This window comes from Haladaptatus sp. T7 (genome assembly GCF_026008575.1).
GTDB classification, from domain to species: domain Archaea; phylum Halobacteriota; class Halobacteria; order Halobacteriales; family Haladaptataceae; genus Haladaptatus; species Haladaptatus paucihalophilus.
Genome location: NZ_BROP01000008.1, coordinates 24,651 through 36,771, shown reverse-complemented (window position 1 = coordinate 36,771; position 12,121 = coordinate 24,651). Strand labels below are relative to the sequence as shown.

Below are 12,121 nucleotides of genomic sequence, written 5' to 3'. Positions count from 1 at the left end.
TGCGCTCCGACGATAATCTGTGAAGGACTATTTCACCAAGCCTTTTACCGTCGCTTCTCGTGGTGGTACCTGATGACGCTCCGTGACGCACTTTCCGATTTCAAACGTCACCGCGGGAACGCGACCCGTTTCCCCGGTGAGCGCCGGACGACTGCGGGCCGATTCTCCGGTCTCGGCGGTCGTCTCGTCCACGTCGGCCCGCACGGGTCGCTCCGCGACTACTCCTACCCGCTCTCCGGCCGATACGGTATCGACCGCTCCCGGTTCGGCGTTCGGCGGAACGGCGAACTCGTCTGGTTCGACTCGCTCGACTCGGCGCAGCGCTACGACGACGGCACCGCCCTCGTCGTCACCGAACACGAGGCCGAAGGCTGGTCGCTCACCCAGTACGACCTGACGCTCGACGACGCTCACCTCACGTGTTTCGTCGAGAATGAAGGGATACCAGACGACGCCGAACTCGTCGCCTACCTCGGGTTCGCGCCCGACGGCCGCGACGACAGAATCGGCCAACTCCGCCACGGCGATGCGGTCGAGGTGTTTCACGCCGAAGAACACGACTACCTCGCCGCGGCACCCCGGCCGAGCGCAATCGACGGTCTCGTTCCCGCGAACTTCGAAACCCTCCTCTCGGACCGCCCGCAGGAGGTTCCCCCGATGGGCGACGCAGGGCGATACGAGGAGAGCAGACTCAGCGGCGAACTCGTCGTCTCGCTCGCGCTCGACGGGGGTGCCACGCTCGCCTCGTTGCTCGCCGACCACGGCGAAACGCCGCGCGAGGACGCGCTTTCCCGCGTTCGGGAACTTGCATCGAAGTACGACTCGGCCAAGGCGCTCCGCGCCGCCGCCGGGAAACGCTCTCCCGATCAGTCTCCCGACGCGACGCTCGACGCGCCGACGGCGACCGCCGTCACCGACGATTTGCGCGTTCTCTCGTTCCTCTCGGCCGATACCGGCGCGCGCATCGCCGGGCCGGATTTCGACCCGTTCTACCGCTACTCCGGCGGCTACGGCTACACGTGGTTCCGCGACGACGCGGAAATCTCGCGGTTCCTGCTCGCCGCGGACGGCCACTTCGACCTCTCGCTGTCGGACTGGCACGCCCGAAGCGCGCGCCTCTACTGCGAAACGCAACGCGACGACGGCACGTGGCCCCACCGCGTCTGGCCCCACGACGGAACCATCGCGCCCGGATGGGCGAACGCCCGCGTCGAGGCGGGCGACGGGGCGGATTATCAGGCCGACCAGACGGGGAGCGTCATCGCGTTCCTCGCTACCTACCTCCGAACGCAGAATCTCGATTCGGACCTCGAATCGACGGTTCGGGAGACGCTCCGGGCGGCGCTCGACGGTCTCGACGACACGCTCGAAGCCGACGGCTTGCCGGTCCACTGCCAGAACGCGTGGGAGAACATGACCGGACGGTTCGCCCACACCGCCGCGACGTACCTCGAAGCGTACGCCGCGCTCGCCCGCGCGCCGGTGGCCGACGACCTACGGGACCGCGCGTTGGACGGCGCGAACGCGGTCCTGGACGGACTGAACGAACTGTGGACGGGCGAGTTCTACGCGCTTCGACTCGTCGACGGCGAACGCGACGAACGACTGGATTCCAGCGCGCTCGCGCTCGCGGCCGCACACCGCGCCGCGGCGGCAGTCGTCACCCTCGACGCGGAACAGGTGGACCGCATTGTCTCCCACACCGAGGTCGTCCTCGACGGCCTCTGGCGCGACCCGGACGAGAGCGATATCCGCGGCCTCGCCCGGTTCGAGGCCGACGACTGGCGGCTCCGCGAACAGGACGCACCCAAAATATGGACGGTTTCGACGGCGTGGGGTGCCAACGCCGCGAGCGAACTGGCCGACCTGCTTTCCGACCGCGACGACCGGCGCGCCGAGGCGTTCTCGCGCCGTTCCCGCGACCTGCTCGCGCTTCTCCTGCCGGACGGACCGCTCTGTGCGGACAGCGGCTACCTCCCGGAACAGTTCTTCGACGCGGGCGCGGCCGACAGCGCGACGCCGCTCGGATGGCCCCACGCGATTCGACTGGCGACGGTCGCGGCGCTGGACGAACGGGACGCGTTGGAATCCGAAGAAGTGAAATCGTCGCTGGACTGAAATCGGTGTTTGTATGGGGGTTTTTGGCGTCCGTGGCCGTCTAAGTGCCGGATAGAGCCACTACCGACATGCGTTTGCTGCTCGCCTCCCCGGACAAAATACGAAATTACTCGCAACATATCGGACATCGCAGGCACGGTGCACTGTGCCCGCTTCGATTTTCAACTCCCGCTCGCCCCATTCACATTCTCCTTCACAAGAGCAGTGTACGGTTTTCGCTGCCGACGGCAGCGCCGCACTCGTTACGACAGGTACACTTCGTACACTTTGATCGAAGTTACAACCGTTAATGCGGCGACAACACCGATGACCAATGATTTTATCATCATCATCGTGATCATAGCAACGATGACCAATATCGTGATTGGGAATGCAGCCACGGGGTGATCTTCCGGTATCTTATATATTTTATATATCAGAACACCCGCGCCAATACCGGCAACAAGTACTAGCCAGTTCAGGTACAGATCATTCATATACCAAAAATACACTGCCACTATCGCCATTAGAAGGAAGGAGGCAACATCTACCCACCCGTCGGTACGTAGGGAATTCACACTCATGCTAAATTGTAGTATAAATGTGTGTGTCTGTGTGTAATAATCTTCTGGTTACGCAACTCTACTGTGGTAGACCTAGATGGAGATCGACGTCGTACTCTCCGACTTGAGGCATCTGGTTCCAGTGGACTCCATAGCCGGGTGCGATACCCAACGCGATACTCGGACTGATGTTGATTATCTGATCTTCGTCGTAATCCCAGAGCGCCAACGACATCTTAACATTGTTCGGGATTTCGTCGACGTCAATGGCCGCATCGACTGCTGCCGTAAACATCCCACAGATACCTGCAGCAAGCGCACCACTGAGTCCTCCCGTCGGAATCGCAGCGCTAGCACCAGCCGCATAGCAGAGGATACTTGCGAGGCCTGCAATTCCGATAGTGGAGAACGCTCCACCGCCCTCGAAGTAGAATTCGATTGCATCATGGTCATTGAACGCGATATCACCACAGGAGGTGGAAATTCGCTTCGTGACGACATCGTATCGCTTGACGAAATTCTCCGGGGTGATGTGGATGCCTTGAGAACTTACGCCTTGGGTCTGAATTGTTCCGTCGCTGTTGATGTCACTTGCAGTAATCGATGAGTCGATTTTATGGAACTCAAGCGGATAGCCGCTCTCGGTAGCTTCGTACGTTGTGACAGCGGATTGGCTAGAGACATCTGCGTTTCTATGTGCAGCAGCCTCTTTGAATAGGAACTTCTCTCCGAGTGCTTCGACGAGCGTAACTATAAGGTCTCCCTCTGTGCTAATTTCTTGCATACCGCATTTCTGGTTGCTCCCGTCACTGCTGCCAGCTGCAGCGGCGGTTCCAGTCGCACCGAGGGTCAAACTGCTCCCAACAGCTGCGCCCGTGGTTTTCAAAATTTTACGCCGGTTCATTGGGTTTTTCCAATTCTTGTCTGACATTGTATTTTATCTTTCTCTTAGACATACATAACTCTTCTCATATAGATGTAAATTAATATTATTCTATAGGGTATATATTTATTAAACGGACGATATTCAGTTAAATCAGTTTGAGGAATAATCTTCCCAGTGGTTTTGTGTCGCTGTTCAACCAAGAGCTGCTTAGCGAGACGGTGTAGGCGGCTAAATTACTATAACCACCAAAGGCAGTATCAAGCTCTCAACGACAGAATATATGTTGGGGATCTGAATTTATACAGTGCTGCCGGCGGCCAAGCGCCCGCTATACGGCTCCGGTAGTCGCAATAGGTAGATCATTTAATTTCAATAATTAAACATTTAATATATTCTTGAACTCCCTGTGTGCACCCCCGATGCTCCTCAACGATGAAGAGCTGGTCGAGTTTCACATCTGTGATATTAGATCAGCGTTAATTTAGCTCAGTAATTCGAAACGCGTCTAAGTACGAGAGTCAAAAGAAGGAGCAGTAACGCTGCACGAATACACTGATCGATGATCTCGACCACGCTAGTACCTACGAACGGCTAGTTGACCCCCCTCAAAAAATCGCGGATGCTCCCGGATTCGAACCTCAGACCGACGCTTTTGCGGTTTCTTTCTCGCTTCGGATGACCCCACCACTCTCCCCGTCGAAGACGTGCACGTCGTCCTCCGCGAACGTGACTCGAATCGTCTCGCCGGGTTCCGGTTCGACGTCGGAATCGACCCGCGCGATGAAGTCCTCGGCCGCGTCGAGGTAGAGGTAGTTATCGCTTCCGATGGGTTCGACGACCTCCACGGTGGTCGTGAGGACGTTTTCGTCCCGCTCGCTCGCGGGGAAGATGTCCTCCGGGCGGATGCCGACGGTGAACTCTCCGTCCACGTCCCGGATTCGGTCGGCGAACGACGACGGGAGACGACAGGAGAACGAGCCGTCGCGGTCCGCGAGGACGACGGTCCCGCCCTCGCGCGTCGCGTCGACGTCGATGAAGTTCATGCTCGGCGAGCCGATGAAGCCGCCGACGAAGCGGTTCGTCGGCCGGTCGTACACGTCCGTCGGCGCGCCCATCTGCTGGAGTTCGCCGTCGCGGAGGATGACGATTCGGTCGCCCATCGTCATCGCCTCCTCTTGGTCGTGCGTGACGTACACCGACGTGATCCCGAGTTCCTGCTGGATGCGCTGGATTTCGGTGCGCATCGTGGTCCTGAGTTTGGCGTCGAGGTTCGAGAGCGGCTCGTCGAAGAGGAAGATGTCGGGTTCGCGGACGATGGCGCGGCCGAGCGCCACGCGCTGTTTCTGCCCGCCGGATAACTCGTCGGGTTTGTCCGAGAGAAGGTCCTCGATACCCATCATCTCGGCGGCCTCGTACACCCGCTCGTGCCGTTCCTCCTTCGTGAGGTCGGTGCTCATCCGGAGGCCGAAGCCCATGTTCTCCTCGACGGTCTTGTGCGGGTAGAGCGCGTAGTTCTGGAACACCATCGCCACGTCGCGGTTTTTCGCGTGGACGTCCGTCACGTCCTCGTCGCCGATGTAGATGTGACCGCTGGTGGCGCTTTCCAATCCGGCTATCATGCGGAGCGTCGTCGTCTTTCCGCACCCGGACGGGCCGACCAGCGTGACGAACTCCCCGTCCTCGATGTCGAGGCTGAGGTCGTCCACCGCGACGATCTGCCCGCGGTCGAACTCCTTTCTGAGGGTCTCCAGTCGAAGCTTTGCCATTACCTCGTGTGGTGTCGTACCACGGTAAAGTTCTTTCCCATCACGCCAAATCTGTGATGGGATATTTCATATCACTTTTAGGCGGCAAAATCGACCGCCTAACTGCTTCTCTCGAATATGTCGATTCAAAAACGACACGAAAATCCCTAACGGTTAAATACGTGAAGTCATATTTCATAACGGATAACTCATGTCGTACCCACGGCGGAAATTCCTACAGACAGGCGGTGCACTGGCCGGTATCACCCTCGCGGGTTGTATCAGCGTGAACGACGACGACAAGGACGCGAGCGGCGAGGAAACGTCGAACGGCGACGGAGACGGTGGCGACGGCAACGGCGGGAACGACCAGACGAACGGCGGGACCGCACAGCTCTGGCACTCGCGCCCGAAGGGACCGAAAAAGAGTCTCGAAGCGAACGTGACGGCGTTCCACGAGAAGACCGGCGACTCGATACAACTCTCCGAAATTTCGGACCTGCAGAAGACCATCGAGAACAAACTCCCCGCCGGGAAGGGACCACACATGTTCCAGTGGGCTCACGATTGGGTCGGCGAGTACCAACTCGCCGGGTTCCTCTCGGACCAGAGTGACAAGCTTTCGGTCGACCCAGAATCGACGTACACCAGCGCGGCGGCACGGGCGGTCCAGTTCAACGGCGAGACGCTCGGCCTGCCGTACGCCGCGGAGACGGTCGCGCTGCTCTATAACAAGGATATGGTGGACGAACCGCCAGAGACGGTGAGCGAGATGCAGTCCATCATGGACGAGCACCACGACCCGGCGAACGGAAAGTACGGCCTCTCGTACCCCATCGACCCCTACTTCATCAGCGGCTACGCGCAATCGTTCGGCGGCTTCTACTACGACGAGGAGAAGGACGAACTCGGCCTCACGAAACCGGAGACGCTCAAGGGCTTCCGGTTCGTGCGCGACGAACTGGCGAAATACTCGCCGAAAGACCAGAAGTACGACCCGCAGGCCGCCGTGTTCAACGAGGGCAACGCCCCGTTCGCCATCAACGGCCCGTGGTACCTCGGCACCGTCCGGGACGCCGGTCTGGACGTCGGCGTCGCTCCGTTACCGAAACCGAAGGGTGGCGAGCCCAAACCGTACACCGGCGTCAAGATGTGGTACTTCGCCAAGAAGATGAACGAGGGTGGCAAGAACGCCACGGCCGGTCGGAAGTTCGCCGAGTGGCACACCACGAACACCGACCTCCTCCTCGGACTCGCCGAGGACCACGGCTTCATCCCGGTCCACAAGGACCTCGCGGGAAGCGACGACCTCCCGGCGGCGGTCAAAGGCTTCTCCGAATCCGTCACTATGGGTGAACCCATGCCGACCGCCCCGCACATGAACAAGGTGTGGGACCCGGTGAAAAACGCCTTCCTCAAGGTGCTCAAAGGCAAGCAGGACGCCAAACCGGCCTTCGAAGAGGCGGAAACGACCATCAAGCAGAACTGGGAATAAGGCCTCGCAATGAGTATTCGCTCGACGTTCACACGCGGCGCGCAAGCGCTGGAAAACCCCGTGTTCGACCGGGACGATTTGCCCCTACTACTGGTACTGCCGGGGCTGTTTCTGTTCTCGGCGTTCATGTTCTATCCCATCCTCTACTCGGTGTACCTGTCGTTCACGGACGCGACGAACCTGACGCTGTTCACGAACAGTTTCTCGTTCGTCGGCTTCGAGAACTACGCGAACGTGCTGTTCGGCGCGCCGCACTTCAAGTTGGTCCTCTTCGGGTTCAGCACAACCCTCCCGCTCAACGAGGGCTTTTGGAACTCGATGGGTATCTCGTGGCTCTTCGTCGCCACCAGCGTCTCGCTCAAGGTCGCGCTGAGCATCGGTATCGCGCTCGTGCTGACCAACCCCTACGTCATCGGTCGGCGCTACATGCGCTCGCTCATCATCATCCCGATGGGGCTTCCCACCATCTTCACCATCACCGTCTGGCGCGGTATCTTCAGCAACGCCCGGTACGGGTTGGCGAATCAGGTGTTGAATGGACTCCACCTCCAGCCGATACTGTGGCTCGACCAGCGCTGGACGGCGTTTCTGGCCTACAACATCACCGAGGCGTGGTTGGCCTACCCGTTCATGGTCATCATCATCGTCAGCGCGCTCCAGGACGTTCCCGAGGAACTCCACGACGCGGCGATGGTTGACGGCGCGGGCTTCTTCAACCGATTCCTGCACGTCACGCTCCCGTCCATCAAACGCCCCGTCCTCTTCGCGTCGATTCTGACGGCGGCGGCGTCGTTCCAGCAGTTCCTCATCCCGTACGTGATGAACAAGGGCGGTCCGCTCCGCCAGAACGAACTGCTCATCGTGTACGGCTACCGCGAGGCGTTCCGCTTCGACAAGTACGGCAAAGGGGCCGCAATCATGACCGCGACGCTCGTCGTCATCAGCGGCTTCATGTTCCTGAACGTCAAACGCGGCCGCCTCGCCGAGGGGGTGGACGAATGAGCGACGGCATTCTCGGCGGGTTCGCGGACGACGTTCGACACGCCCTCGGCGCACCGGGTCGCACCCTCGAATCGGTTCGGTACACCGTCGTCGGCCTTCGGACCGGCGAGGTGTCGCCGCGTCTCGTCGCGGCGAAGCTCCTCGCCACCGCGTTCGCGCTGCTGATGGTCGGCGCGTTGCTGTTCCCCATCTACTGGATTTTCCTCGCCTCGCTCTCGGGAAGCGGCGGGTCGCTCTACAGTTCGAGCGGCATCCATCTCCTCCCGAAGAAACCCTCGTTCGACGCGTACCTCTGGGTGCTCGGCGGGATGGAGATTCCGAGCTACACCGTCGCTATCCACCTGTTCGGGACGGAAATCGCGTTGCACACGCCCGGCGTCTCGACCACGGTGAACTGCGCGCGCTTCGACGGCTGTTCGGAGTTCCCGCTGTTCCTCTGGAACAGCTTCACCGTCGCGGTGCCGACCGTCATCCTGACCATGGCCATCGTTATTCCGGCGGCCTACGCGCTCTCGCGCCGAAAGTTCCTCTTCCGGTCGAAGGTGCTCTACCTGTACGTCCTGTTCACCCAAATCGGCGGCGGGCTCGGCGTAGCGGCGCTCATCGCGCTCTACGCCACGTTCGTCCAGTTCGGCCTCGACAACAGCAAACTGGCGCTGGCGGCCTACTACGCGGCGACGGCCGTCCCGTTCAACACGTGGCTGTTGAAGACCTACATGGACAACATCCCGACCTCGTACGAGGAAGCCGCGATGATGGACGGCGCTCCCTCGTGGCGCATCGTCTGGGAGATAATCATCCCGCTGTCGAAGGCGGGGCTGGCGACGGTGCTCGTCTTCAGTTTCCTCACCGGCTGGACGGAGTTCATCGTCGCGCAACTCCTGCTCAGCACGAGCAAGTACACCCTTCCCGTGGGCCTGTACAGCCTCGTCGGACAGTACTCGACGCCGTGGGCGCGGTTCTCGGCCTTCGCGCTGACGTTCGCCACGCCCATCGTGCTCGTGTACCTGTTCGCCCAGCGCTACATCGAGAGCGGGCTCTCGTTCGGCGGCATGGAAGGTTGACCGGACGAGAGCGGGTTTTCGACGTTTTTCTCCGCTCTTCGGTTCGAAATCAGTTCTCGCTATTCGCTTTCGGACTCCTCGGCGTTTGCACCGTCGGCAGGTTTCAACTCGTCCTCGACGCCGGACTTCCACTCCTCTACGAGAAGGAGGCAGAGTCCGGCGAACACGGCCAAAAAGAGCATCGCCGTACCGAGCGCCTCCCCACCCGTCACGCCGACGGCGATGGCTCCGAGGAACGAGGCGCAGACGAGCAACAGGAGGACGATGAGGTTCAGTCGAATTCGGAAGGCGTCATCCATGAATCCCGATATTTTCGACCGGGATTCAATCTGTCGGTTCGTCAGTTCGTCTCGCTACGTTCTCCTCTCCCCAGAACTCCGCAACCGCTCGAATCGGCGCGCCGTCCGCGTCTTCCACTGCCAGCGGAAACGCCGAAAGTCGAAACCGTCGGGGAAGGCCGTCGAGGTTCGTCAGGTTCTCCACGATGAGGTGGTCCGCGCCGAGGAGCTCGTGGTGGGCGGGCACGCCGTCGGGTTCGTCGTCTCTCGCGTTCTCGGTCGGCGTGGGGTCCACGTTGAGGGCGTCGATGGCGACGTGGTAGTCGCGGTCGGCGCACCACGCCGCCGCGTCGGCCGTGAGATACGGGTGGTCGAAGTAGGCGTCCGTCCCCCAGTGGTCGTCCCATCCGGTGTGGAAGACGAGCAACTCGTCGTCCGTCGGGTCGGGCAGATCGGCCCGTTCGATGGGTTCGCGCGGCGCCTTATCGCGGACGTCGATGCGGAGGGCGTCGAAGGCGAACGTCTCGACGGGAAACGAATCGAGGGTTCGACCGTCGGGTTCGGTGTGACTCGGCGCATCGACGTGCGTCCCGCTGTGGGTTCCGAGTTCGAGTCGGGTGACGCAGTAGCCGTCCTCGTCGTGCGTCGCGTGCGGGGTGCGTTCGAACGTCGGGTCGCCGGGGTACACCGTTGTCGCGGGGGTCAAGGGATGGGTACAATCGCGGAACATCCTCGCCCGGTTTTCGCGTCGTCGCGGTAAAGTCCCGCCGCTCGCGTTTTCACTTAAATCCCTGTATAACTACCACTCGCCCCTTCGATTACGGATTCCGTGTTTCGATAGAAATATATCGCGAGGATAGATATTTATAGCAACGCGCGCATGAGTGATTCAAATCTGACAAAAATATCGACCGGAACACCGGGTCTCGACGAGATTCTACGCGGGGGGTTTATCGCGGAACGAAGCTATCTCCTTCGTGGCGACCCGGGGACGGGGAAGACGATTCTCGGGATGAAGTATCTCACCGCCGGTGTCGAGTCGGACGAGACGGTGTTGTTCGTCAATCTCGAGGAGTCAGAAGACGACATCCGCGACAACGCTTCGACGCTTGATATCGACCTTTCGAACGTTCACTTTCTCGATTTGAGCCCGGATTCGGACGTGTTCGTGGACGAGCAATCCTACGACATCTTCACGCCGAGCGAGGTCGAACAGGAACCGCTCACGCAGGCGATAACCGAGCGTGTCGAATCCATCGACCCGGACCGGGTGTTCATCGACCCGCTCACTCGTCTTCGCCATCTCACGTCCGACGAGTACCAGTTCCGAAAGCAGGTCATCGCGTTCATGCACTACCTGAAAGAGCAGGGTGCGACGGTCCTGTTCACGTCCCAACACAGCGACGAGTCGTCCGACGACGACCTGCAGTACATGACAGACGGCACTATCGAACTCGAACACTCCGCGTACGGTCGCACCATCAGCGTGCCGAAGTTCCGCGGGTCGTCGGTCAACGAGGGCAACCACGCGATGCGCATTACGGACGGGGGTATCGCGGTGTTTCCCGAACTGAACCCCGCAAATCACTCCGGGGAGTTCGAGTTGGAATCCATCTCCTCCGGCGTCCCGGAGGTTGACCAACTCCTCCACGGCGGCTTCGAGCGCGGCACCATCACCATCCTCAGCGGTCCGACCGGCGTCGGGAAGACGACCGTCGGAACGCAGTTCATGAAGGAGGCCGCCGGGCGGGGAGAACGCTCCGTCATGTACATGTTCGAGGAGACGCTGGAGACGTTCCGCGAACGGAGCGAGAACATCAACATCCCGGTTCGGCGGATGGAAGAACAGGGGTCGCTCTCCGTCGAGGAGATGAAACCCCTCGACTGCTCGGCGACCGAGTTCGCCCACCGTGTTCGAACGGACGTCGAGGAGAACGACACCAGTATCGTCATGATAGACGGTATCGACGGCTACAAACTGTCGCTCCGTGACGACGACGACGACCGCGTACTGGTCCGCAAACTCCACACCCTCTGTCGCTATCTGAAGAACATGGGTATCACCGTCATTCTGGTGGACGAAATCGACACCGTAACCGGCGAGTTTCAGGCGACGGAGGCGGGAATCAGCTATCTCGCCGACAATATCGTTTTCCTCCGGCATCTCGAAGTTTCCGGCGAGATGCGCAAGGCCATCGGCGTGCTGAAAAAACGAACCAGCGACTTCGAACGGATGCTCCGCGAGTTCCAGATCACGGAACACGGTCTCAAAGTCGGCGAACCGCTGACCGAACTCAGCGGCGTTCTCTCCGGCTCTCCTGAGTTGGCACGGGAACGTTCGGAGTCGGCCAATGAGTGAGGCGGCCCTCATCCTCGCGCTGGGAAAACGGGAGCGAAACCTCGAACTCCTCGCCGACCTCCTCAAAAACGGCGGCTACGACGTCGAAATCGCGACCAGCATGGACGAGTTCGACGCCCTGCTCGAACAGCGTGACGACGTTGCCCTCGCCGTTTTGGACGTGGACGGCTTCACCGAGGACATCTGGAAGCGCTGTGAACAACTCAACGACCGCGATATTCCCATGCTCGTCCTCGCGGCACAGATTCCGCCCGCGATGCGCCAAAAGGCGGTCAGCCGAGGTGCACAGACCATCCTCGAAAAGCCGGTCGATAAGGCGGACTTGCAGGCGACGATACGCGGTCTGATGGAATACATCCGCATGAACCGCTAACCTGAACGGGACTTCCGAGATACCGCCGAATTTCGAAGATTTCTGTTTTGCCTTCTCTTGCGTCGAGCCTATTTTGCTCCCGTCGCTCGGAGCTGTGGGTTCGGCGGCCGTCGAAGGAGAGTAGATGACGATGCGTACGCGCCCCACCGGGAACCATGGGGCAGCATGGGACCACTGGGCGGCGAGGGCCGAAGCGGGTCGTCGGGGGAGACGACCGCGGGGATGGCTGTCGGTAGAACCGAACAGCCGGGGCGGTGAG

Annotated in this window: 11 protein-coding genes; 6 read left to right on the top strand and 5 right to left on the bottom strand. The window is 60.5% G+C overall.

The window, feature by feature from the left end:
• Positions 1 to 72 precede the first annotated feature (72 nt).
• Positions 73 to 2,118 (top strand): glycoside hydrolase family 15 protein, encoded by a 2,046-nt coding sequence (locus tag OPC11_RS18865; protein WP_264782959.1) that lies wholly within the window; start codon positions 73 to 75, stop codon positions 2,116 to 2,118.
• 242 nt (positions 2,119 to 2,360) lie between these two features.
• On the opposite strand, the gene OPC11_RS18860 is transcribed toward OPC11_RS18865, so the two are convergent.
• The 3 genes from OPC11_RS18860 to OPC11_RS18850 form a co-directional block, all read right to left on the bottom strand.
• Positions 2,361 to 2,681, bottom strand: coding sequence for a hypothetical protein (locus OPC11_RS18860; protein ID WP_264782958.1), 321 nt, complete (start codon positions 2,679 to 2,681; stop codon positions 2,361 to 2,363).
• A gap of 58 nt (positions 2,682 to 2,739) precedes the next feature.
• Entirely contained in the window at positions 2,740 to 3,591 is an 852-nt protein-coding gene (locus OPC11_RS18855) for a hypothetical protein (protein WP_264782957.1), read from the bottom strand.
• Between the two features lie 593 nt (positions 3,592 to 4,184).
• A complete protein-coding gene (locus tag OPC11_RS18850; RefSeq protein WP_264782956.1) occupies positions 4,185 to 5,312 on the bottom strand; it encodes an ABC transporter ATP-binding protein in 1,128 nt (375 codons plus the stop codon).
• A 190-nt stretch (positions 5,313 to 5,502) separates the two neighbouring features.
• Between OPC11_RS18850 and OPC11_RS18845 the strand changes: the two genes are divergently transcribed.
• From OPC11_RS18845 to OPC11_RS18835, 3 genes are read left to right on the top strand one after another with little or no spacing between them, the layout of a single operon-like run.
• Entirely contained in the window at positions 5,503 to 6,786 is a 1,284-nt protein-coding gene (locus tag OPC11_RS18845; protein ID WP_264782955.1) for an extracellular solute-binding protein, read from the top strand.
• Between the two features lie 9 nt (positions 6,787 to 6,795).
• A complete protein-coding gene (locus OPC11_RS18840) occupies positions 6,796 to 7,788 on the top strand; it encodes a sugar ABC transporter permease (protein WP_007978145.1) in 993 nt (330 codons plus the stop codon).
• Positions 7,785 to 8,852, top strand: a complete 1,068-nt coding sequence (locus tag OPC11_RS18835) for an ABC transporter permease subunit (protein ID WP_007978146.1) — start codon at positions 7,785 to 7,787, stop codon at positions 8,850 to 8,852. The genes OPC11_RS18840 and OPC11_RS18835 overlap by 4 nt, the downstream gene beginning before the upstream one ends.
• Before the next feature lie 59 nt (positions 8,853 to 8,911).
• Here the strand turns inward: OPC11_RS18835 and OPC11_RS18830 are convergent, their stop codons facing one another.
• The gene (locus OPC11_RS18830; protein WP_007978147.1) at positions 8,912 to 9,151 is read right to left on the bottom strand and encodes a hypothetical protein; all 240 of its coding nucleotides are present in this window, start codon (positions 9,149 to 9,151) and stop codon (positions 8,912 to 8,914) included.
• 25 nt (positions 9,152 to 9,176) lie between these two features.
• Positions 9,177 to 9,860 (bottom strand): cyclase family protein, encoded by a 684-nt coding sequence (locus OPC11_RS18825; RefSeq protein ID WP_007978148.1) that lies wholly within the window; start codon positions 9,858 to 9,860, stop codon positions 9,177 to 9,179.
• A gap of 150 nt (positions 9,861 to 10,010) precedes the next feature.
• Here OPC11_RS18825 and OPC11_RS18820 point away from each other — a divergent pair, with 150 nt between their 5' ends.
• Both OPC11_RS18820 and OPC11_RS18815 read left to right on the top strand, forming a co-directional pair.
• A complete protein-coding gene (locus OPC11_RS18820; RefSeq protein WP_264782954.1) occupies positions 10,011 to 11,489 on the top strand; it encodes an ATPase domain-containing protein in 1,479 nt (492 codons plus the stop codon).
• Positions 11,482 to 11,862 (top strand): response regulator, encoded by a 381-nt coding sequence (locus tag OPC11_RS18815; protein ID WP_007978150.1) that lies wholly within the window; start codon positions 11,482 to 11,484, stop codon positions 11,860 to 11,862. The genes OPC11_RS18820 and OPC11_RS18815 overlap by 8 nt, the downstream gene beginning before the upstream one ends.
• Positions 11,863 to 12,121: the final 259 nt, after the last annotated feature.